General features: G+C 42.1%; 22 protein-coding genes. All 22 read right to left on the bottom strand.

Annotation, left to right across the window (positions count from 1 at the left end; all coding sequences use genetic code 11):
- Positions 1 to 119: 119 nt before the first annotated feature.
- Positions 120 to 2627, bottom strand: a complete 2508-nt coding sequence (locus VXM68_RS14735) for an ATP-dependent Clp protease ATP-binding subunit (RefSeq protein WP_367209183.1) — start codon at positions 2625 to 2627, stop codon at positions 120 to 122.
- A complete protein-coding gene (gene tssR, locus VXM68_RS14730) occupies positions 2627 to 5020 on the bottom strand; it encodes a type VI secretion system protein TssR domain-containing protein (RefSeq protein ID WP_367209182.1) in 2394 nt (797 codons plus the stop codon). Before tssR ends, VXM68_RS14735 begins: the two co-directional genes overlap by 1 nt.
- A 13-nt stretch (positions 5021 to 5033) precedes the next feature.
- Positions 5034 to 5990, bottom strand: a complete 957-nt coding sequence (locus VXM68_RS14725) for a PKD domain-containing protein (RefSeq protein WP_367209181.1) — start codon at positions 5988 to 5990, stop codon at positions 5034 to 5036.
- Between the two features lie 45 nt (positions 5991 to 6035).
- A complete protein-coding gene (gene tssO, locus VXM68_RS14720) occupies positions 6036 to 6530 on the bottom strand; it encodes a type VI secretion system TssO (protein WP_209579778.1) in 495 nt (164 codons plus the stop codon).
- Between the two features lie 3 nt (positions 6531 to 6533).
- Positions 6534 to 7061 (bottom strand): hypothetical protein, encoded by a 528-nt coding sequence (locus tag VXM68_RS14715; RefSeq protein ID WP_293880450.1) that lies wholly within the window; start codon positions 7059 to 7061, stop codon positions 6534 to 6536.
- A gap of 479 nt (positions 7062 to 7540) precedes the next feature.
- Positions 7541 to 7774 (bottom strand): hypothetical protein, encoded by a 234-nt coding sequence (locus VXM68_RS14710; protein ID WP_367209180.1) that lies wholly within the window; start codon positions 7772 to 7774, stop codon positions 7541 to 7543.
- A 31-nt stretch (positions 7775 to 7805) separates the two neighbouring features.
- Complete coding sequence (locus VXM68_RS14705) at positions 7806 to 8558, bottom strand: hypothetical protein (protein ID WP_367209179.1); 753 nt, start codon at positions 8556 to 8558, stop codon at positions 7806 to 7808.
- Positions 8559 to 8795: 237 nt separating this feature from the next.
- Positions 8796 to 9059, bottom strand: coding sequence for a hypothetical protein (locus VXM68_RS14700; RefSeq protein ID WP_367209178.1), 264 nt, complete (start codon positions 9057 to 9059; stop codon positions 8796 to 8798).
- Between the two features lie 5 nt (positions 9060 to 9064).
- Positions 9065 to 9664, bottom strand: a complete 600-nt coding sequence (locus VXM68_RS14695; RefSeq protein ID WP_293952511.1) for a hypothetical protein — start codon at positions 9662 to 9664, stop codon at positions 9065 to 9067.
- Between the two features lie 51 nt (positions 9665 to 9715).
- Positions 9716 to 10657 carry a hypothetical protein gene (locus tag VXM68_RS14690; RefSeq protein WP_307186650.1) on the bottom strand — a complete coding sequence of 314 codons (942 nt, stop codon included), beginning with the start codon at positions 10655 to 10657 and terminating at the stop codon, positions 9716 to 9718.
- 64 nt (positions 10658 to 10721) lie between these two features.
- A complete protein-coding gene (locus tag VXM68_RS14685; RefSeq protein ID WP_312329371.1) occupies positions 10722 to 13703 on the bottom strand; it encodes an OmpA family protein in 2982 nt (993 codons plus the stop codon).
- Between the two features lie 9 nt (positions 13704 to 13712).
- Complete coding sequence (locus VXM68_RS14680) at positions 13713 to 14183, bottom strand: DUF4280 domain-containing protein (protein ID WP_293880466.1); 471 nt, start codon at positions 14181 to 14183, stop codon at positions 13713 to 13715.
- A 2-nt stretch (positions 14184 to 14185) separates the two neighbouring features.
- Entirely contained in the window at positions 14186 to 15196 is a 1011-nt protein-coding gene (locus tag VXM68_RS14675) for a hypothetical protein (protein WP_367209177.1), read from the bottom strand.
- On the bottom strand, positions 15193 to 15375 hold the full coding sequence (locus VXM68_RS14670; protein WP_293880470.1) for a hypothetical protein: 183 nt from the start codon (positions 15373 to 15375) through the stop codon (positions 15193 to 15195). Before VXM68_RS14670 ends, VXM68_RS14675 begins: the two co-directional genes overlap by 4 nt.
- Positions 15376 to 15416: 41 nt before the next feature.
- Complete coding sequence (locus VXM68_RS14665; RefSeq protein ID WP_367209176.1) at positions 15417 to 16751, bottom strand: DUF2235 domain-containing protein; 1335 nt, start codon at positions 16749 to 16751, stop codon at positions 15417 to 15419.
- Between the two features lie 5 nt (positions 16752 to 16756).
- Entirely contained in the window at positions 16757 to 17803 is a 1047-nt protein-coding gene (locus VXM68_RS14660) for a DUF2931 family protein (protein ID WP_367209175.1), read from the bottom strand.
- Between the two features lie 3 nt (positions 17804 to 17806).
- Positions 17807 to 19678, bottom strand: a complete 1872-nt coding sequence (locus VXM68_RS14655; RefSeq protein ID WP_294349510.1) for a phage baseplate assembly protein V — start codon at positions 19676 to 19678, stop codon at positions 17807 to 17809.
- Between the two features lie 85 nt (positions 19679 to 19763).
- Positions 19764 to 20159 (bottom strand): type VI secretion system tube protein TssD, encoded by a 396-nt coding sequence (tssD, locus tag VXM68_RS14650; protein WP_209579760.1) that lies wholly within the window; start codon positions 20157 to 20159, stop codon positions 19764 to 19766.
- Between the two features lie 82 nt (positions 20160 to 20241).
- Positions 20242 to 20637: a type VI secretion system tube protein TssD gene (gene tssD / locus VXM68_RS14645; protein ID WP_120257239.1), complete on the bottom strand. Its 396-nt coding sequence runs from the start codon at positions 20635 to 20637 to the stop codon at positions 20242 to 20244.
- A gap of 387 nt (positions 20638 to 21024) precedes the next feature.
- Positions 21025 to 21432: a TlpA family protein disulfide reductase gene (locus VXM68_RS14640; RefSeq protein WP_367209174.1), complete on the bottom strand. Its 408-nt coding sequence runs from the start codon at positions 21430 to 21432 to the stop codon at positions 21025 to 21027.
- Entirely contained in the window at positions 21399 to 22940 is a 1542-nt protein-coding gene (locus VXM68_RS14635; RefSeq protein WP_367209173.1) for a hypothetical protein, read from the bottom strand. Before VXM68_RS14635 ends, VXM68_RS14640 begins: the two co-directional genes overlap by 34 nt.
- The gene (locus VXM68_RS14630; protein ID WP_367209172.1) at positions 22933 to 24297 is read right to left on the bottom strand and encodes a RagB/SusD family nutrient uptake outer membrane protein; all 1365 of its coding nucleotides are present in this window, start codon (positions 24295 to 24297) and stop codon (positions 22933 to 22935) included. The genes VXM68_RS14635 and VXM68_RS14630 overlap by 8 nt, the downstream gene beginning before the upstream one ends.
- Between the last annotated feature and the right edge of the window lie 9 nt (positions 24298 to 24306).

Here is a 24306-nt window from a genome sequence, read left to right as displayed (position 1 = left end):
ATCTAAAAATTAAGTTTATACTCTAATTAATTTGTCCTAATTCTATTTACAATATACTAAAATATTAGCATAATACCTTCAGCAATTGCGCTAGTACACTGTATTAAAACAACATACCGCTATTTCTGTTTTATTTCCCATGTGAGAATCTCCTGACTTGCATCCCAGCCTACCGTCAATATGTTCCCCTTATTTAGTTCGCCTGCAATAAGCATTTTCGAAATCGGGCGCCGCAGTTCATTACGAATGCCAGCAGCAAGCTGCCTGGCACCGTATTTTGGTGTAAAGCCATTCATCGCAATAGCTTGTTTGGCTTCGGCAGTTACAACCAGATCAACCCCTTGCTTATCGAGCAGCTGAATGAGTTGTTGCAGTTGAATATCAAAGATCTTAACAATATGATCTGTAGATATTGGCGCGAAGGGCACAATTTCAGCAATACGTGCCAAAAACTCTGGCCTAAAATGGGCAGTCATGATTTCCATCAGCTGATTATGCGTTGGAAAGCCCTTACCCGCATCGATTTGTCCAGCAATCCACTCACTCCCAATGTTAGAGGTAAATAAAATCAGGGAATTGCTAAAGTCACCAGCTTTTCCTAATCGGTCGTGCATCATGCCTTCGTCCAGTATCTGTAAGAATGTATCAAATACCGAAGGATGTGCTTTTTCGATTTCGTCAAAAAGTAAAACTGAATAGGGCTGCTGTCTGATTTTGTTGACCAGTAGTCCACCCTCCTCATATCCCACATATCCCGGCGGAGCTCCATAGAGCAATGCCGCACTATGTTCCTCCTTAAATTCCGACATATCAAAGCGGATCATTGCTTTCTCATCATTGAACAGAAACTCCGCTATGGATTTTGCTAGTTCCGTTTTCCCTGTACCTGTAGGGCCCAAAAGAAAGAAAGAGCCAATGGGCTGGCCTTTTTTATTTAAACCACTTCTCGACTCAAGTATGGCCTCCGACACTGCTTTGATCGCCTGATCTTGTCCTACCACACGCTTCTGCAGATAACTTTCAATCTGCAACAGCTTTTCTTTTTCTCCAGCCTGTAGTTTTCCCATCGGAATTCCAGTTTTATGCGCCATCACCGCAACAATATCCTGCTTGGTGAGTGTATCGGACAACTGTTCCGCATGCATTTTCAACTGTGGTATAATGTGTACAAGAAAGTCGGCATAGTGTTGAGCAGATTCCAGGTCTTCATAACGTTCCTCTTCATTTAACATTCCCAAGAGAATGGGGCTCAACCTATTAAACAGCGCTTCAGTAAGCCACTTATATGCACCAAACTGCTCCCGCTCGCTCTTCTGTTGCAGTTCAGCTCTGAGATGCTGAAATTCGTCGTCTATCTGCTCAAGGATGCTGAGCGAACCACTTTGCGCAAGCTTTAGTGCCGCCATACTACGGTCCATAAGATCAAATGCCGAATCAGGCAGATGGCGATCCTTTAAGTATCTTTTTGCCAGCGACACTGTTACGGGAAGTGCGGCGCTGTCTACCTTCAATTTATGGTGCTGTTCATACCTATCCAATACCTTTTCAAGCATTTTAATAGCCTTCTCCACCGTTGGCTCGGCAATTTGCAGCAATTCAAAACGTCTACTGAAGGCCTGTTCAGGCTCAATAATCTTTCGATACTCTTCTAGCGTGGTGGCACCGATTACGGTAATCTCACCACGGGCCAATTCAGGTTTCAGCAAATTTCCCGCTCCAGAACCAATGGGCCCCTTGCTATCCAAAAGCGTATGTATTTCATCAATAAATAAGATCGCCTTATCGAATCGCTTAATTTCTGCGATAATTTTCTTCAACCGGTCTTCTATCTCACCTTTGTAACTTGCCCCTGCGATGAGAGCTCCGAGGTCAAGCTCAAAAAGTTGTGCTGCCTTGAGCTGTTCAGGCACATGTCCACTCACGATATCGATGGCAAAGCCGTCCACAAGCGCTGTTTTACCCACGCCTGCTTCGCCAGCAATAATTACGTTGGGTTTGTTGCGGCGGCAGAGGATTTCGAGCATCATGCGAATCTCCCGATCGCGACCTACTATCGGATCGGATTTTCCTTCACGCACGAGCTGCAAACGATCAATACAGTACTGATGCAAGGCATTATGCAAGCCGCTTGGCTCGCCGCTCTGGGTGCTACTGCTTTCAGCAGCACCCGATATCGCCTGTGACAGCTGATTTTGATCAATATAAAGATCATAGATCTCCTTTTCTTTGATCGGAAAAGATTTCAACTGATTGACGTCAAAAGCAATACCCGCTTTTGAGATGGCAGTCAATACACATATGGGTGTGATAAGATCGAGTCCCAGTTTAATGCGTACCAGGTCGGCTTCGTCCAGCAGCCGCACCACAGCTTCATTCCCTCTAATTTCCTCGGCAGGTGGCACGTTGCTGGATCGCTCCAGTTCGTCCATACGCACTTCGGCCCATTCGGAGATGTATTGGTCGTCTTTGTCAATCGATTGTACAAATTGTCTCAAGCCGACATCTTTGTGCATTAAAGCTTTTAACAGATGCGCTGGGCCGAACTGGTTTTGATGGTATTCTTCCGCCAAGGCCTGTGCAATATGAATTGCCAATTTTACAGATTCACTAAAATTACTAATCGTCATTAATTTGCCGTTTGAATGGTGTTCATATTAAAAAAGCTTCCACGTACCCGGTAATATTGCTCGCCGTTGGAGAAGAATTTACCTTGATTTTGAGCATAAGTGCGCGTCATGGCCATCACCTTCTGTAAATAGACGATATACTCTTCGAATGAAGGTAGCGACATCTCTTTCTTATTTTTTAATGCTTCCACTTTCATGTCGGTAAATGTATTGTGGAGCAACGGAATTCCCAACATGACGGAGAAGTACTTTCCTAATGTCCATTTGTCTACATCACGGGCAGAATACATCGGCCATTTTTTCTTATATTCGTCGATATAGTTATCATATAGTTTTTTACGGAAAGAATTGTCATCCTTCACTAAGTTATCTCCACTCATAACCGACAGCATACTGCTGAATTCGTTGAACTCGCCTGCGTTCAGGATCAAATCAAAATCGAGCCCTTTGGTAAGCTGATATTGTAAATCCGGACTGAATTTCAGGGTAGACGCAAATTTGAATGCATTGTGCGGCATCCCTTCACCGACATCCCTATTGAATTTTCCTCCTAATAATTTGGCCACGGTCGGATTAACATTCGCATTTTCAATACCTGTCAGTCTAAAAGCACTATCTAAGCTATGGATATGCGAGCGTATATCCTGCCGGGTTTCGTCCATAAAACGATAGAATGCTACATTGAAACTTTTATTATTTAATGCCGAACCCCTTGTCGGGAACACCACGCCACCCTGAATAAGGCTATTTTTCGGAAAATCAAGGTAGTAGGAAATCGAATCTGTCAAGTTAAAATCATAAGATTGATTACCGAAAGCTTCTCCACGTACCAATTGAAATTTTCGCCTTTCAGCCGCATAATAGGCTTCACTGGAGACCAGCTTTCGAGATTGAACAATAAAATCGTTAAATGTTGTTGGTGTACTATTGTAAGCTTGTAAGATCACCATTCGACCCTCTACATCGGCTACACGACGTGCTATTGAAGACAGTTGACTGTTGTTTGCCCCCCCTAAATTGCCGGTAGCACCTACAATCACGAAAAGATTTGTTTGTTGCGCCACATCCTTAACCAAGTTGGTGGCCTGTGCGATACCCTCAAAAAGGGGCTGCTCCGCATTTCCACGATCACATTCACTGGTTATTTTGGATTGGTCACGTAAAAATCCTACCAACTTACGAAAATCATCGGTGAGCTCCAACGAGGCGCTTCGTCCACCACATGACGATGGGTTGCGGAACACCACACTTCCGTATTTTACATTTTGCTTATTAAAGACCTGTTCGACACTATTTTCAAACCCCTGAATGGTATTCGTAAGACTGGCAAAATGGTTACGCATGGCGTTTCCACCATCGATTACAAAAATAATATTGACTTTCGACCTGTTTTTGATCAGGTTGATCAATCCAGGATAAGTCAGTTCAGCCCCATTAATGGTGAGTACCTTGTTATTCGATTTATTGAACACATCAACCGCATAATGCGTAGCGATGCCCGAATCATCAACGGTACGTACAGGCAAACCGAGCATGGTGATATTCGCTGTATCTATCAATGGGTCCACCTTATAAGGCTCAAATCCATCGATACGATTCTTATTGATCTTTGCCACCACGGTATCGGCCTGCGGTGATTCAAATGTATAGGGCGCAAAATACAGGCGATGACCCCAATTTTGTACGACCGATGCTGACACCCAGCCTTTGATATATTTTGCTGCCTCACGCGGCACAAACTGATCCGTCGACCCAATCAGAAACTGCTTGCCGTCATCGGACTTCTTGAAGATATACACGTAATTATGCAGGGCAACCTTAGATTTCCCATTTTTAAGGTCAGGTCCGTCAAAAACAAAAATCGAATCTTTTTTATCGAAATAATACTGTCCATTCAGTAAAGGCTCTACATCATTGATAATGGTGAGCGCTTTATTTGGGAATCGGGTTGCTACATCGACAAAAGAACGCTGCCAAAGCAACAACTTATCCTTTGCTATCCAACCCACACTTTCCACACGTTTTTTATCTTTCAGCTTAAGACCGCGTACCATATTATCGCTAAACCGCAGCAGTTTAAGGTAGCCGTCCTTTTCTTCCGACACATAAAATGGCTGCATAAACGAAAGTTTTTCCATCATGAGCGTACCACCCGGCGAAGTGCTGGTATGATTGTCGTTTCTATCCGAAAAAACAATCCAAGGGAGGTTAGATTTATCGAAAGATTCTTTGGTCGATGTCGAAGCATTAGGTTCGAGGTATGGAATAGGCAGTCCCACCACAGATCCGCCGAAGGAGGTCGCAGACTGCGCGAGGATGTCATTTGCGCTAAGGGCACTCCACAGCAGGCCCAGGCATAAGGTACAAAACCGAAAAGAGTTAACTAAGTTCATACAGCGCTTGGCTTTATTTTGATTGTTTAACTTTAATTAAAGTAGGACATTCTTTTGTGGCGTTTGGCGTCGAAGCGCTTTCCACCGTGACTTCATTGATGGTAACTCCTTTTGAAAAAGTGAGTCCCATCAGATACGCGTAAATATCCATCTGCTTTTTCTGCCCATCCATTTCGACATTCACTTTCACTTTTTCGTCCCCACAGAGGTATTTCGATAAGATGTAACTATATTTTGAATTAAAATCGGCTCCATTGGCGATATCCTGAATTTTTTCTTTTAGATCGTTAAGAGCATCCTGCGCTCCTTTGCCCGGGGTCACCAGCTGATTAATGTCTGCTGCTGGGTCAACAATACGGATGTTGTGTGTAGCAAATTTCGAACTTTTATCCGAGCGCAGCCGCACCTGATAAACACCAGGTTTCGTATAGGTATACAAAGCCGATTTACCGATTGCATCCACCTTTCCGGTTTCACCAAACCACCATTCGAATATTTCACCAGGTCCATTCGCTTCCAAACGGATCTCTTCAAGCACAATGCCGTTTGTAGAACCACTAATAAACAATGTGGTATCCTGTGCTATCGAATGCACCACACTGTCTTTTACCGAAACGAAAAACTGTTCACGCAAATTTTCATTAACGGTGAGTCTGACCACATAAGACCCAACCTTATTAAAGCGGTAAGTACCTTGCTGTTTTGTCGACTTATCGCCGTTCCCAAATTCCCAGACCCACTTTTTAGCGCCATTGGTGTTGTCGGCATAAATCAGATCTTCATTTAGGTAAATTTCAGTTTTATTAATTTTGGCGCTAATCTTCTCTTCCGATCGCGTATAGGCCTTGAAGAAATAAATCAACCCTGCTAAAAGAGCGACGACCAAAAAGATAATGATAAACAAGTAAATACGAGGGTTGCTCTTTGAGACATTCCTTTCGTCGCCCTCTTCAATAAAATTCCTATCCATTTAGTTACAATTGATTAATTAAAAAATGACTTTCAAAATTTGCAATTAGCGTGAATTCATCATATTGATCGTTTGCTGCAATTGTTTCCGGTTCACAATGCAGTCGTCGAGATTTTTGGAAATGCGCTCGATATCATTGAGATTACCTTTCAACTCCCGCCTATCGACGTAATAATTCTCGTAAAACAATGCCCCTTGTGCGAAAATACTATATCGACTATCGAAGCTATTTTGTGCGTACAAAGCATTAATGTCCGAGAAGGTCTTTTTAATATCATTTTCAATAAAAACGGCCTGTACGGTCGGATCAAATCTTTTGATCTGCGCCGAAGCGCTATCAACATATTTTAAAGCCAAATTAGCTGATTCCTCAAACTTTTGATCGTCACGTATACGGAGGGCAAGATCTTCTTTAGAGATGGCAAATCGCGGACCGTCGCTGTAAAATAAAACGTACCCCAATAATGTCATTGCCAATACAAACGCGGCCAGCAGCAGCAAAAAATGTTCACGTCGTTCGACTAAGCTTAGTTTAATCATACCTTATCTTCCTACTATAGAACCTTGGTTTACAACTTTGTTAATCTGATTATTCATGGTAATACAACTTTGAAGCTGCATTCGTTTGCTTTCAATGACGTTTTTAGTGGAAAATAAAGAATCCTGTAGGCGCGATACCAATAGGATATCTTTATTCAATCTGCGATAAAGCTTTAGGCTTGCTCTGCTGCTATCCACTTTCAGGCCATCGATGACTCTTCCGATATGTCCCGATCCTTTTGCGATTTCATTTTGGAGCACCCGCTTTCGTGCTACGGCAGACATATCGGCATCACCTTGACCAATATCTCTGAAATATTGATTGATCTGCGCAAATTGTCTGTTGATATCCGTGCGGGCGTTCATTAAATTTTCCACTTCTTCATATTGCTCTTTTAAGATCACATATTCTTTTTCAGAAGCTTTTAAATAGAGGAATAAGCTGGATAATGCTATCAGCAGTAGGAAGGTGAATGAAATGATAAATTTGCGGTATGCCGCATTTATCTCTTTTTGGTTTATAGGCTTCATGAATCACAATTTATTCTAAAATCACATTAATTCACAATTTAGATAATTACTAAAACTATACGAGGATAAGATAATCTTAATGATAATACCATCTTTTCCAAAGGAATATTCAAACTAGCACGATAGTTAAATTACACCTGATCATAAAAAGCAAAAAACAGGCCACAAATCTTTAAACTATTGGGTTTAATCAGATTATCGTGACAGCGCTAGGGTTTACTTTCGTTTCATCAAGCGTGTCGCTGTACGGATTCTATATGAGCTAATGAAAAAAATGCGCAATAAAACACTCATTTTCAACAATCTATTTATAATAAGATTTTACATTTGCTATCAGCTATGTTTATAACTCTTTGACAGGCAATTCCTCTTAATTCAATATTAAGTTTATATTAATTAGATAACGTATTAACTGCCTTACTAGTTTTCATTGCCTCTTTAGTAAAGTGTTTTAAAAGGGTTACGCCTACCTATTTTCTTTACCAAATTTCAAATGTATCTTTTCCTTTCGGGATGTATAAATACAAGCTCAAAAAACGCGCAAAGGTACCACCTGTATTTCCTTTATACTTACCCCAAATCGCAGAACCACCCCGGAGGCGTAAGTCCAATGAACTATGCTCCAGGCAAACGAGCTTCCCATCTCCATAAAGTTTTAAGGTAAAATCCCTTATAGGCTCGACTTTAAAAGTAGGATTGTCAAAATAAAACATATCTTCATTCCCACCTTCACGGACATCATTTTCATCCTGATATCTGCCTCACATCACTATTAAAAACTAGTGCACTATAGACATCTTTATTTTTATTTGCTATCAAATCCCTAAAATAGTTATAAGCTTCAAGTGTTTTCTCTTCAAGCACATCTTTCGGTAATTTGCTTAAATCCGTTGCGTTAGCTAGCGCAGGGACTTCATACGGTACTGAAGCATCGAAAGTAACTGTATACTCATAGTATGGTAAACCTGCTCCTATAAATGTTTTACCATCTTCTTTTTTTAAATTAGCATGGTCTAGTAACTGAACTTGGTGATCAAAACCAGCAACTGTATCCCTATTATCTCTCGAGAAAAGTGTCAAATTAAATCGGGTAAACGGTGTCAATTGTTGAAACCCTTCGCCATGTTCACGTTCCGTCTGCGGGTAGAGACGATAAGTTATTTTCTGTTTTCCGGATTTAGCTATATAATTATTCAAAGTTATGGGCGACATAATACCACCATCCTGAAAATATTGAAATGCTGGGATATCATTCACAAGGATCTCGAAAAAACACTGCTCGTGATCGATGTAAATGTAGTATAAAGGCTGTATCGGAAAATGCTTGATCATCTTTTCTTTGACGGATAGGGCATTACCCACCGAAACAGTCGTCGGATTTGATTCTGTAATTGGTGGGTGGGCAATTTTCTCACCAGTACCGACACAAGATATTTCCAGCATGATGGTAAGCAACATAGAAAAACTGAAATTAGTGCTATAATAATTTTTACCCATAATTTTAAACTACCAAAAATTGACGACTAAAAAATACTCAACGTTTTATTCGTATTTTCACAGAGCCAGAGGTCAATGATAAGTTCTTCCTATGTTTTTTTATTTTCCAAAACCATGGCGGAGTTACCATCTAGACGTACCAAACCGCACAAGCGACCATTAGCAGCTATTTCCAAGATACAATTTTGATCCAGTTCCATCATCTTAAATCCAGCTTCAATATCAGCTTTGATTGAATCAATTCCAATTTGCGGTATTGACGTCAACAGCCTTTACCTGATAATGAAAATTCGCCTGTAGATGGAGCGTTTGCTCACCATCTAATGGTAACGCCCTTATTTCAACCTGCCGTTCTCCGCTTCCAAATCTCCCACCATTTAGCGGTATTTCAGATGCAACAATACCGTCAATATTCAACATAAAAACCGCAAAATTATTAACCTTATTTTGAAATTCGCACATCGTCGCTCCAAAATCCAGGTTGTAATATGATTTTTGCATACCTCCTAATCTTTAGGATATAAGCCATCTATCTGTTGCCAAATCGTAGGGATTGAACTGTCTTTTGAGTCGTCCAGACGAGTCCCTTTCTTCACATACAGGAAATTTGAATTCAGGAAATCTTTACCATTACCATCAACAGAATGATTCGGATAGTAAAACAACCAGGCATTCAGTGACTTTAAGTCCCACAGATAAACGTCACCTGCAGAATCTTTTCTTTGTTCAAATTCAGGATAATTTTTTTTAAGAGAGGCAATCAATTCCTGAATCTCATCCTGTCTTACTGTTGTATACCTGAAGCCTAAGTATTTCTTGGACGTCCGACTGTCTACATATATTTGTATTCTATTAAAATCTGCTACTGGCCCATTTGGATATTTATAGGTTGAAAGATCTATGTCTGCAATTTTAAAACCATCCAATTGATCTGTTTTATAGGTATAAATCCCATAATTCGGATCTTGGAACTGTTCTAATTTATGTTCGCCGATCAATACAGTTATAGGTTGATCAAAATGCATGGACAATAAATCATTTCTGTTTTGAGAATTACATGATGTAACACCAATAACACATAATAGCATTAATAAATTTATTTTCATAGTTGCATTATTGTGATTCATTATCATAACCATTATGCCTACCTATTTTCTTTACCAAATTTCAAATGTATCTTTTCCTTTCGGTAGGTAAAGTAATATCCGCAGAAAGCGCACACGTACCCCACCCTCTTCCGCATTATATTTTCCCCAGATGGAAGACCTTCCCTGAAGTCTTGTATCCATTGAAGTATGCTCCAAACATACAAGCTTTCCATTTCCATAGATTTTCATCGCATAATCCGCTAATGGCTCGATCTTAAAAGATGGAGTATTAAAATAAAATAAATCATCATTACCATTTTCTTTCAAATGCTCGGATGTATAGTACTCTGACTGTAATTGCCGCATATCACTATTGAACACCAGTGAAAAGTACTGATCCTTGTTTTTATCGCTTATTAATTTTCCCAAATAGCGGTAGGCCTCCACGGTCTTCTTTTCCAATAGTTCTTTATCCATAGATTTTAAGTCAACAGCTGTTTCGAGCGATGGCGATTGTTCGTACGGTACGTTGGCATCAAATTCTAAGGTGTATTCGTAAAATGGTAAACCTGCTCCAATAAAAGTTTTGCCGTCATCCTTTTTTAGATTGGGCTGTTCCAATATTTTCATACGTTTATCAAAACTCGTCAGGGTATCTGCGTTATCCCGAGAATAAAGTGTTAAATTAAATCGGGTATAAGGTGTTAAAGTCTCAAATCCTTCCCCATTTTCGCGTGACGTCTGTGGGTAAAGGCGATAAGTGATTTTCTGCTTGCCCGATTTAGCGATATAATTGTTTAAAATCACAGGAGACATAATCCCACCATCCTGAAAATAACGAAATGCCGGAATATCATTGACCAATATCTCGAAAAAACACTGCTCATGATCCATGTAGACATAGTATAAAGGTTCTTTCGGAAAATGTTTAATCAATTTTTCTTTTACGGACAGGGCATTATCAGCCGTAATCACCGTTGGATTGGATTCGGTTATGGGTGCTGTAATCATATTATTAACTGTATTTTGGCATGACAAAGTCACAAGGAGGATTAATATAAACAAGTTCTTCATGTTATAAAAATTGAATTTTTGGCATTTTAAATGTGTGTTCACCAAACAAATTAAATTCAGTATTGATGAGATTAGCCTTTTTATTGGCAACATCCCATGTGTCATCATCTCCACGATTGGAATCCACACCCAACTGCACACTGCCTTTAATACCCGAAAAATAAATCGTATCTTGGTAATAAAGCCCCTCGCGATCGCCTGCACTCCAAGTGCGTGTATGATTAAAATGAGATTCCATACTTGCAGAAAGAAAAGCATCGATACGGGTAGCGAAATTCCCAAAATAACGCTGGGCAGAAAAAGGATCTATAGGTACGCAGCCGACCAAGTAAACTCTACCTTTTGCTTCTAATTCGCCTTTCATTTTAATGGAAGATTCACCGATCGACTTACCGGCACTGTTATTAAAACCAGAAACGAGCTGATTTTTCACCTCGACCTTGCCATCATATTGCTCGTAGCTAGCAGGTGCGGACACTTTTAGCTGGTATTCCTGTTTAATTTCTCCTGAAAAGAAAATACTGATTTTAGCGTCTACACCTGCCCTATCTAATAATGTCTGAAATCCTTCACCTATACCATCCGTTAGTTTACCAGCTAATTTATTTCGAGCAGTTTTTTTCAAATTATCTTTTAACAAATCATCGCGATTTATTTTTTCTTTTTCTAAAGAATCGGCGAGATCTTTATCATTTTGTATAAAGGAGTTTGCCAATAAATCTTTTAATTCCAATTTCTTAGCAAACTTTATTCCGATCACAGGGTCTGCTTTGATATTAAACTGTGTGACAAAATGAACAATTTTGTTCACTTTTTCGAGGTATGAGCCATAGGTAAATGCAACTTTCGGAAATATAAAATCAAATCCGAGGTCGGTAACTTTCTTTCCGGCATCTTGCACCTTCTTAATTCCCTTAGCCAATTTTTTAAGCTTTGGAAGTTTTGTCGCTGCAGATTCTCCCATTGTCAATACCGCTATAATGATTTCGACAATCATAACCAAAATGGTGAGCGTCAATATCCCTTTTTCAACCAGATCCTGATTACCTTGCGCATAGCTTTCTTCTTTCCCAAATTTACCTCCGCTAAAATTCCATTTTTTTCCATAGCCTAAACCGTACATCTCAGCCTCGGACTTAAAGTACTCGATCACCAATTTCAAAAGTTCACCATGCAGGGGCCCCATCATTGGAAAATACGCCAGCACCTTAAGATAGAGATCGATATACGGCTGTGCCTTTTCCATCAACCCCGCTACACCACGAACAATCGGCGTATCCACTGCAGTCCCGCGGCAGTTCAAAGGATATTTCCCGGTATAATCATATACTGCGTGTATAATCCATACCGCGTCCGTAAATGCATTTACGACAACAGTAGTCTGCGATTTGTCTGGAAAATAAGCACAGGAATTGATGCGTAATTCATACCGATTTGGAGTCAATGCGATCTGAGTAGGAAACATACCTGCTTCAAACGAAAACACTTTTATATTCAGCTTTTCACCTGAAATACTGATATCCTTAACCGCTTCGCGGCTTTGATTGACGTTGACTAATTCAAGGTATTTGGCTTTATTCTTATCATGCTTTTTATCGCCCTTAAATAAGCATCCCGCCGTATCGAAGCCTTTTATATAAATAGACAGATCGGTCTGCTGCTCCATATTAGGGAGAATAGTATTATAAAAAATACGTTTGAGATTTTTCAGATCAAAGGAAATCGCCGTCTTACGGTTAATTTTATGTATCGGGCGGTCTTCATTCGTCAAATACTGGAACTGTTTGGCTTTTGATTCACCATACGAACCTACTGTCAAACGATTGCTTACTCCATTGGTATACAGGTAGCTCAAGATGCGGTTAGCACGCTTATCGGTTAAGTTTTGATTATATTCATGGGTATTACGTATATCTGCAAAGGACTCAACCTTCGCAGATATCTGGGGATTATTTTTTAAGAATTTTACAATATTATTCAATATAGCTTTTGACTCCTGCGGCACTTCATACTGATCCGTGCCGTAAAAAAGATCAAATGAAAAGCGATAATTCTTTTCCGCTACAGCGAAAGTCTTCGGGTCTTTCTCGTTAAATAAAATCGTCACCTTTTCGCGATCATGAACGCTGATTGTCTGAAATTTACAGTGGTCATTCTTCTGCGGCTTGGCTTCATTCTCATTTACTGTGACAACTTTATTGGTCTTTGGCATCACGGGTTCTAGCCAAACGCCGACCTGGTTGAGAATATACAGATGTACTGCATGCCGTATATCTTCTTTAGGTGTGGTATCTTTGATATATCCCTTCTGCCCTTTAACCCTGATCATAATGTAAAAGCGTTCTTTGGGTTTCTTAAATCCCATTTTTGTTTTCCATCGCATGGTTTCCGAAGCAGCAATCTCCAGATTTAACTCGCCATTTTTTACAGTTCGTGTGTAGGTACCTACGAGCTGATCATCGGTGGCTGAAAACAGGTTTGCCTCACAATTATAAATCTCCACGATACATTCATAATCATTGACACCTTCCATAACAAGATTGAGCAGTAGCGGACGGTTGAATTGTGTGGGATTGCCATTATGAATCTGTAGATTGTTGCTCGGTGTGTTTTCTTTCCAATAGGATTTCACCACGCGATAGGGCGCGTAAGCGCGAACAAATACCCCAGTAATTTCCTTATCTTTGAAGCCGGTTAAACTCGCTTCCAAATAAAACCGCGTACCCCCCGCCAAGCTCTTTGGAATTGATAAACTATAGTCGTTGAATTTTTTCTTTTGCTTAAAATAATCCACACCTCTATTTTCCGATTGCCTGATCCAGAATACTTCACCTTTTTTTTCGGCTTCAGATGTTCCCGGAAACCATTCTGCTACCTGAAACTTGATAGCTGTAGCGGCGGGTATCACAATGACCGAACTGTTCTTGCTTATTAGCGGAGTTCCGGGGAGTACATCAATTCTCTTTACACCTTTCTTTGCCATAAATACGAATTAAGCATCAATAACCTCTTCTTGACTTGTTGTAGAAAGCTCATCAGGTATCTCCATTGGATTTAACTGGCTCTGTACATTCTCGTTTGCATTTTTTTTGTTCTCATCAGACGGTTCAGCCTTCTGTCCATGTTGCACAATGGATATACAGTCTTTTCCACCTATAGGGCAAGCCCCTTTGGAATCTTCCAAAAGTATCTTTCCTCCATTTTTTAAAATAATATCTTGGTAATAATTGGACCATTCGGATACCACTGCATTGCAAGGTTTGTTATTCAGCTTGGAACAAGATCCAAACATATTCTTTTCAAACGTGGCACCTAGATCTACCGTACTCGCGATACTCTTTTTTGTGGCATTTTTATCGTTTACAAATTCCTTGGAATTCTTCAATACTTTTAATTTATCAGGGCTGGTACCGAATTTACACATACATTCGGCACCCTGTACGACTACATGTTTTTCTGCCATAGTTAATCAAATAATTTCTTTAAAAAACTCCCTTGTCTTTCTTTTTCAGGTTCCGCAGCCTGAGATTGATTTGCTATAGTCCAATTATTTTTTGAAAAAAGAGCTGGATTGTCCAATTCAAAATATTTTATTCCTACAGCTATATCTTTATCATGCTCTCTAATGTTCCACTGCCCTTTGTAAGCCACTATATGATTGTGAAAAGGGTTCAATCTGATTAGTGCTTCATAATTACCTTTATATTTCTGAATTGTTAAACCTTCGTCTTCTTTTAGCTCGCCCTGGTGGATTAACTCAATTGCTCCTTGATCGGTTGTGTGTCCGACAATAGTCTGTTGGGTAAAAAATCCCGGATTTGCGAAACTTGCAGGCAACGGAAATTTCAAATAATCCCGCCGCGTTTTATCTTCGCCATAGTTTTTAAAAATCGGAAGAAAATAGCTTTGCATAAACCAGTCCCGATAGAGCACAGCAAAAGTAAAACGGTCGAGATCGAATAAGACAGCTTCAGTTTTGAAAATATATTTGTCAAAAAATTCACCTTCAAAATAACTCGATAGATTCTTTTTCGTCTCTGTCCAGCGTTTAACTATCGCTGAGTGATTTTCTATAGCTATCGCTTCCCCAAGAGCGTTCACCCTTAGCTGAAGTGGGTAAATCACCTTTCCGGTTTCGTGTGCCAATTTGTCCATCACCAAATCGGGTTCCTTCTCATTGATCCATATATCCTCAGAACGGTTGATCTCAACAACACGATCGCCCGTAGAATGGTCATCCAAACGCGTAATTACCGTTTCAAATTTAATTTCGTTTTTTTCATCTCCCTCCGAGAAATCTATTTGCACGCCATATTTTCGCCAACTATTGATCGGCCATTGTAGGTTCAGTTGCTGGAATTTGATTTGCTTCAATATTGGAATACTGTTCTGCTCATTATTAGCTTCCAGCAAAGGCGATTGGTAACCAACGCCCTGGGAATCATCATCAACCAACAAACTGAATCTCTTTGTCATATTTCGCCCTCCTTGTTTCCACGACCATGCACCCTTTTATTACTCGCCAATATCAAATTTCCTTCACGCGCTTCCGCATTGAGCTTATCAGCAAGCTTCTGTACCTTCCCAGTAACCTGTAAGTTATATTTTGCTTGCACATTTATTTTAATATTCGTTGCTTGTTTTAAAATTGCCATATTACCTCCTGTCCCGGATTTCAAAAAATGATGTAACGTTTCTATTTTAACTCCACCCGTTGCCAGTTGTTATTTGGATCCATTCCGATACCCTCTCTACGCGCCGATCGATGAAAATAACCATAACGCAGGACTTTTAGTTCATTCAAATTAGCACTTGTTAACTGTTTGCCACCGTACGGATAAGCTGCGCCGTTAAAGACATAAGCACTCAATTTGGACTTTGTGCTCTGCAGTACCGCATGTCCGGTGATCGAATATTTAGCCTCCATTTTGCCGCGGTCCAACGCGGCATTGTTGTCTTTACCAAACTGTCCCATAAAATGGAGCGGTATAAAGCTATATTCTTTGTGAACCATACGTTTCTCACCCCGCAATGCCCAGTACCAGCCATCGGTAATAGTCAATTCACCGGGCTTATACCAACCGTCGGCAATCAATCTATCGCGCAGTCGCTCCAATGTACCTCTTAACATGGCCGTCTCAATTTCCTGTTTGATTTCTGGCCCACTCAGGTAGCTTCCACCGATATCGGAGTGCACTCCTGGCAGATCCTTTTCAATTCCTTTCGGCGTACGCGTAAGCGAGAAGTTCTCCCGCATCTCATCGCGCGCCGTAAAATGCACCACATGTTGTGCCTTTCCGAGCGTATTGAGATTGAGTTCTGCGATATCATTAGAAAAGCGCGGTATCGGAAGTTCAGAATAGGAAGCAACCGTATCAAAAATGCCGAGGAAATTAACAATCACATGAGCAGGGTTTAAATTAATCCCTTTAAGCTTCAAGGCATAGCCAAGGTGCCCTCCTGCAGGCATTTCCTCGCGGGCAGGCATATTATCACCGTCGTAATAAGCCGTTATTCCCTCGGCCTCTACCTTTCGGCCCTTATAGGCTGCCTTTCCGATCTCATAGACAAAATTGCGGGCTGCCGCCGCACCGCGGCTAAAGCCGTACACATTAAAAATAATCTGCCGAAGCACTTTACCCGCATTTGCCTCAAACTCTCTTTTGATAATATCAGCAGATTGTTCACATCCTTTACGCACCTTAAAACGGATACCCGTAAAACCCGAACCAAACGCATAGCCCATAGTCGAATCCTTTTGGCGGTCGGTGGTTCCTATTCCCTCAATGTAAAGCCTATTGGCATTGGTACAATTCTCCCAAAGCCGCGCTACATTGGACCAGTCATTCTGGTAGCTGGATTCATCGTCTGACTTTCCATATTTGGCAAAGGAACTATGCCCCGTCCGGCGCGCATCCGTATTGTTTTTGTTATTTTTCGTGCCATCAAAAAATATATCAATCGTCACGCTGTATTGCTTAGGCGTATTCCTTGGCGGTGGATTATATTCCTTAAATTCAACGTTTGCCATACGATCTAATTATCGACCCGGACCAATGCCGGCTCGTAGCCCACAATTTTTATCTTTTTGGAAGATGAGCGCAAATAGGTATTCAGCACATTGGCCGAAGGATCTATTTCAAAGAGCAAGTCGATCTTTTCTGTCGGCTCAAATTCCTCAAATGCTTTTTTGACAATCTCATACTTAAATTTTACGTCAGCCACCCCATACTTTTTATCCCCATCTGCCCATTTTACATATACATGCTCCGGAATCGCTTTCGGCAGATTCGTATTGGCACTATCTGTATTCAAAAGCATATCCCGCTCGCCGTTGAAGCACTGATAAAAAAAATAATCTTTAGAGCCTAATTCAATGCCCTCTACAGCAAATTTCCATGCATATTTTTTATTATATTCCATATACAGCTGTGGCTTTGGCCAACCCTGGCCTTCCAAAGTGGCATACAGTTCATCACCATATAATTTTTGAGGTTTATAGGCTGCGTCGCGATATTCCTTCCTGAAGAAGTGTTCGAAATCCTCATGTGCCGTTTCCTGTGTTATGGTGGTGTCATGTGCCTGAAACATGGCTAACAATACCTGCCGCTGCCCGTCCGCCCAAAGAGCCAGTCTCCCTTCTGGAGCAAGGCCAACAATCAAAGTTTTAAAATCATCTTTTTTTTGTGTGCGGACGTCTATCGCTCCTTCTTCCCAGATAGTGGTAAGCTGCTGCTTATCCAGCTTCCATTTTCCAGTATAGAATTTTTCCTCCTGAATAGCATACCAGGTCATCTGCAGTTCGTCCGGAAGCGCTACAGGCTCATCCGGCGATCCCATCCCCTTAGACTGTACGCTCCAGCCTTGCTGTATAATTCCATAGATCGGACCAAAACGGTAGGTATAATCTTCACTAATCAAAGCCCCATCATATATTTCCACCGGGTATTCTTTGGGCGCAACAAGTGCCCCACTCCATATGTATTTTTTTTCGCTCATTTTTGATTCCTGACAACTCGAAATAATACTCATCAGCATGAACAGGAGTAAAAAGATCTTATCTATGTCGTTCCTTTTACGCATGTGCTAAAAAAGTTTAGATTTCTCGACACTGTTTATCTCAATTGTTTTTCCGCTCTGCAAGGTCATGTTTTCCTTATTGCTAAAGATCGTCATTTCCGATGCCAGCTCGTTTGATGTTTCGGATTGTCGATTAAAATCTTTGCTGGCAATTTCTGTGCGATTGTCCGAATCTTCACTAATATCTCCGGTAGCGGTGAGCGAATAATTATTGCCTGCGGTAGTCGCGATATCTTTAGACACAGAAACGGTCTGGTTGTTGCCAACAGACGTGCTTTGATCTTTACCTACCTGTACATCCATATTTTCAGTGACGTTAATCTGCATATTTTTACAGTTCAACGTCATATTTTCCAGTGCGGTGATCGTTACATTGCTACCCTGGCTATCGATATGAACAATATTTCCTTTGATATCCGTTATCTTAATACCTTGTGTAGACTGGCTATCGTCAAACTCAATCAGATGACCCGACCGCGTAGTGATGCTCTTAAGGTGGTTCTGAATCTGCGGTGTACTATCGGCCGTGCTCTGGTTGTATAAGCTCCCCATTACCACGGGCCGCGCTACGCTGCCCTCTTCAAAAGCCACGATGACGTGATCACCAATTTCGGGTATCGAAAGGAACCCCCTATTGACACCCCGGTCACCCGTACCTGCATTTGGGGTGATGATGCGCAACCATTCTGTTTCGTCATTATTAGCACACTGCCACTTGAAACGCACCCGTATCCTTCCCTGACCACTGGGGTCGTTGTTGTCCACGACATCTGCCATCTGCATATCTGGCTGCGGCCGTATATATTCGCGCACCGGTATACGTTCTGTACTCGCTAAAATGCCATTAAACCGATTGGTATAGCGGCCCACATCATCAAAGTGGTGTTCCACTTCGGTAATCAGGAATTTACCGAGGGTATCGGTTACAAAGCTCAGGTCCTGACGCAGGCTTGTCTCAATTTCTATCTGCGCCCCAAGACGGATAGCCGGTGAATCACTGTCGCACGACACCTGGAGCAGCTGCCCTACATTGGCCTCTTCCTGATGTTGCACGATACGCTGCAGTTCACCCTGTGTATCCACACGGATGTCCAGGGGTTGACTAAACACTTTACTAAAGGTTTCGGAAGCCCGCTGCATGGCAAAAACCTGATCCGGATGACCATCCGATTTGACGTTGCTCGTACTTTCCAACAACTGGTCATGCTGCGGCAAATAGCTAAAGCGTCGGTGGTTTACAGGGCGGATCTGTATACCATAATCAAGCCGGCTCACCTCTCGTCCATAGGTCACCTTTCCAGTGGGTAAGTCCGATGGTTTGCCAAAATGAAGGCGCTCACCATCGTAGTAAAACCATTCGAGGTACTCTGCAGATAGGCGGTTGAGAAATTCAAAATCGCTTTCACGGTACTGGATCAGGTAATCAATCGGTTCAGATCGACTCGGGTTAACTTGCATATGTAGATCGTTCTGTACGACATCCTGGGTTGCCAGCTTGACAATATCGCCGAGCGATTTTCCATAATAAGACCCCAGGTCTTTGCCACGATCGATCAATATGGTAGGACTATAGCCTTTAATTTGCAACACCCCTTGGTAACCATGGTTTTGCGTCAAGGAGACCTCGGTAATGATGCCCGAAAAATTTTGCATGTTTCCCTGCGCGTAGCCAAAAGAAATCGCCAGTGTACGCCCTACATAAGCGCGGCTATCCTGTAAATTAATCAACCCCGGAATACCGAGTTTACCGTGCTCTATTCGGAGTTCAAACTCGTGGTGGGCATTAAAACGCTGACGAATATTGAACGAAAGGAAATGCGACACTTCCTTTCCGTCAATATGCATCTCAATCAATAATTTTGGCTTATCAAAATACATAAATTAGCTGTTCATAGAGTTTACAAAAAAGACGGTCTTTCCTGCGATAGACCGTCTTTCCAAATTTCATGGTCTATTTCAGCTTTTAAGCCTTAGGCCAATCATTTTCCAGTGATGCATTTTGCATTTCCAGCACCCGCGATGACAATACCAGGGATAGTGTCATGGGTTTATCGTTGGTGACCGAAATTCCTTCATTGTATTGGATGATATAGGCGTCCTGAAATTTGAGTTCTTTCATAGTCGCATCTTCCTCACTCTTTTTAAACGTGATCTTGCCGTTTACAGTTTTATACTGATTGTTTACCATCGCTTCAATGACCGAGGTATCTTCGGTCGATTCGACCTCAACCGTAATTGTACCGCCATATACAGACGATGACGGACGCCCTTTAGAGTCCACATCACGGTGCAGGGAAAACCTGCACTGGATCACATCGTATTCCTTACTTCCTAATGTTAATCTTGTTTTAAATGACATAATCGTAATTTTTAATGGTTTAAAATTTAATTTTACTTACCTAAGCGTGCCTTATCAATACACCTCCGGATGTTTGTAAGGGTTACGCTTTTGGCCAGTCTTGTTCGCTTGTCGCTTCACCAATGCTGATGGAGCGCGCAGAAATCACAAATTTGTAGGTCATTGCATGCGATCCTACTATGTTGATTCCTTCCTCGTAGCGAATAATGTAACCATCTTCAAATCTGATTTCTTTCATTTTGGCATCTTCGTCTGGTTTTTTGATCAGCAATGTACCGGCAATAGGCTTATATTGGTTGTTGACCATAGCTTCGATGACGGAAGTATCTTCTGTAGATTCTACTTCGACATTGATTGTACCACCATAAACTGAAGATGAAGGACGTCCCTTTGAATCGACGTCGCGGGTGAAGGAGTAGTCAGCATTCAGCACGTCATATTCGTTGCCTGAAAACTGAAGTCTTGCTTTGAAAGCCATAACTTTTGGTTTTAAGTTTAAAATAAATATTGCGGTCTCTCCATGACCGTATGTATCTAATTTACATCAAACTAAATACCAATTGAAGGATTTTTGAATTAATAAATTGTTAAATGCCGCAAAATAATACCGTCAACAGTATTTTAAAAGCAAAAAAAACGTATAAATACTGAAATTATTTTTTATACAAAAAACACACTAAGTGTAACAAAAGCAATACACAGTGAATAATGTACTTTCAAATCTTACACCCAAATAGATCGCTAAAAAATAACCGCCAAAAGTTCCTATCGTTTTGGCGCTTTATACATTCCGTGCATCATGATCTTTACGCGTTTATAAGTTATGTGAGCAGTCTAGTAATTCGCTTGCTTCAACTTCATCTATTTATTCCTCCAATTCTTTGAGGTATTCGATCATGGCATCGAGGCTCTGCAGTAGCTTCTCTCCTTCAAATCCCACCTTTCGAAAGCGGATGTCCCCCTTTTTGTCCAGGATCAATGTTGTCGGAATGGATGTGATATCCAGCTTGCTACTGAGCTTTTTATCCTGATTGTAATAAAATGGAAAGTCAAATTCAGGATTGGCCTTTGCCCATTTGTAGGCATCGTCCCAGCTGTTTCCACTGCCCGAATTGAGTACAACGAACTTCACCTGCGGATCATCCGCATATTTTTTGTATACCTGATGCAAATAGGGAAATGAGGCGATGCAGGGCTTGCACCAAGTGGCCCAAAAATCAATGATGACAATCTTGTCCTTTAGATCTGCTTTGTGCAAAGGTTTCCTGTCCATATCAAGGATACTGGCATCTTCTGGAAATGGCGTACTGCCGATGATCTTTTGAAACTCTTGGTAATACCCTTGTTTCCATTGCTTGTCAAGCTTGCTAAAATAAGCCTGCCGTGCGGCAGCATTGTCCATTCCGTTTTTGATGATCGCTTTGTCGAGAAGTTCACGCGTCGTCGCATCAAAAGGAGCATAACGATAGGCTGCCTCCAAGCGGGTATTGCACTGTTTGGATCATTCCACTGCTGATACTGCATGGCCACTGCGCGGAGCAATGCTGCCGATTTGAGTGTAGGGATACTTTTAGTAAACCAGTCACGGGCCGCTACGGGCTGGTTTAACTGCGCAAGGATAAGTCCCTGATTGGCCATAATTTCTGCTTTTACCGCAGTAAGCTTATCCGCCTTGCTGGGATCGTGGGCCACCAGATAGCCCGTTTCGGGGAAATAGCGTATTAAACTTACCGGATAGGCCGCAACACTGTCGAGTAGATATAGATTGAGTTTGGATGCCTCCTGCAGCATCAGCTTATGATCTAAGAGCAGCTGCACATACTGATTGTATGCACGCCATTTATAGGGATCCTGCTCCCAACGTGTAATCAGCGGCAGGTATTTCTTGGCCTCTATGCTGTCGCCATGCCGTACATAGTAGCTAAAAAGATAGTCGTATGCGCTGCCATAAGCCGCCTCGTTTTCGGCCGTCTTGCGGGAAAGAAGCTGCCCTATCTGCGCCACGACCTTGGCGGAGTCTTGCTCACGGAACAGCTGATTAAGCCGGTAAGATATCCCGATCTTCTTGTTGGGAAACTCGTTGATCACAACCTGACGGATTGAATCCACTTTTTGGTTCTGCCCGAGTATCAGATAGCCCATCGTAACCTTGTTGAGGTTCCCTTCAAAGAGCGGATTGCTTCTAAATTTTTGTTCCACCACCGCCAAGCCCTTTTGCAACAGCCGCTCCTGCTGGGCCGGACCAGCGTTTTTCATCTGTAGCACAATCAGTCGGAGCTGTGCCTCGTAATTGTCGGGATACAGACTCAGCTCTTTTTTGAGATAATGTTCCTGGGTAGCTAAGATATGATCTGAGGTTTTATCCTGAACCGGTACACTGTAGGATTTCCCAAGGTAATTGCCGGCGATCAGTTTCCCCTGCTTATAGACGTAGATCTCATATTGACTGCTATCGCTTGCCCGCTGTACAAATTTCTTTTCTCTGTCGGCGATCGTAAAGCAGGAAAAGTTGGCGTAGGCAGGCAGTTTAAAACGCACCCGCCAGATTCCACCCTCTTGTTGCATGGGCATGCGGCTCGGAAATTCGTAAAAATTTGAATAGTTGAAATCCACGAAATAGGGCCCCTCCGTCTGGGAAGCAGCAGATTTACTTGGATCAAAGCTGATGGTCACGGTATCACCGGCCGTTGCTTTGTGCGGCAAAATACTCACTTGTGCCTGCAACAGCAGGTTTACTTCTAGCAGACACAGCAGCAATGCGTATTTGAATAGCTTAATCATTCTGTTGGAGGTTAGCATTGGTGATTAAAATAGTACTGGCGATCGGTATTTTGGTATCGCTTTCGCTAAAGTCTGTTTTGACCTTTGAAAGTACAGGCAGGGCCCTGTTTGTGCGCACCAGATCAAACCAACGGTGGCCCCATTCCCCGAGCAGTTCTAGCTGACGCTCCTTTTCGAGCGCCAGGGCAATGCCCGCCTTGTCCATCGTTTGTGGCAGCGCAGCGAGGCCGGCACGTTCACGGATCTTATTGATATCCTCTAGTGCTGCCTGCAACTTATTTTGATTGAGCCGCGCTTCAGCACGGATCAAGTACTGTTCGGCAAGGCGTAGCACGGTATTGTATTCGGTCACAGGTGCACCTGTGCGCACCTTATACTTATACGGCATATAAAGCGTCTTATTACTTACCACATAAGGCTTTAACCACATCGCTTTACGTAAATCGTTCTCCTCATAGGCCGCTACCGTGGCATCATACACCTGATAGTAACTCCTTGCTGTAGCTACTGCCGGAACGATGCTGAAGCCTTCCCAGGTGTTGACCCCGGCAGTGGAAAGATTTACCGTCTGCAGTTGCCAGATCGCTTCTTTGCTCGTTTTCAAAAAAACTGTATTGAGGTCCCGCGACAGTTCATACCGATTATCAGCAATGACTTTGTCGGCCATCGCTTCGGCATTGGCCCAGTCGGCATGATACAGATATACCCTGGCCAATAGCGCGTCAACTGCTTTTCTATTAGGGCGGGTACGCTCATTGCCCTGATAGGCATCCGCAATATCCACAGCAGCTTTCTGCAGATCGTCTACCATAAACGCGTAAAGCTCTTCCCTGGAGGCAGGACCTTTTCGGTTGTTGGCTTCCAGATCCTTGGTATCGGTGATCAAGGGCACTTTATTGAAGAGGTTACTCAGGTAAAAGTAATTGAATACCCGCGTAAAACGGGCCTCGGCCGATAGCTGTGCCTTTACCGTACTGCTGAGCGCCGAGGCTTCAACGCCCTCGATAATCTTATTGCTGTGATTGATATAGCTATAAGGTTGCGACCAGAGTCGATCAAGGTAAGAGGTTGCCGGGCTCAGTTTATTGAATTTGTATTCATCGTAGCTTGTAAAGGCTGAGTTATAATCGTCGGCCAGGCTGGACAGTAAAATAGTCATCAGTCCACTGGCAAACTGGTTATTGTAGTTGTTCATACTGGTATAGAGTCCGCCCACGGTTGCTGTGGCCGTCTTTTCGTCACTGAAAGCCGACGCTGCTGCCACTTCCGTCTTGGGTGGGTCCACGGCCAGAAATTTATTGCAGGAGATGTTAAGCAGTGGTGTCGCAAAAAGGCTGTAGATGATATATTTGTTCATGGTATAAGT

The sequence above is a fragment of the Sphingobacterium sp. R2 genome (assembly GCF_040760075.1).
In the GTDB taxonomy this organism is placed as follows: Bacteria; Bacteroidota; Bacteroidia; order Sphingobacteriales; family Sphingobacteriaceae; genus Sphingobacterium.
The sequence above is the reverse complement of the archived record's forward strand: the minus strand, read 5'-3'. Positions and strand labels throughout refer to the sequence as shown.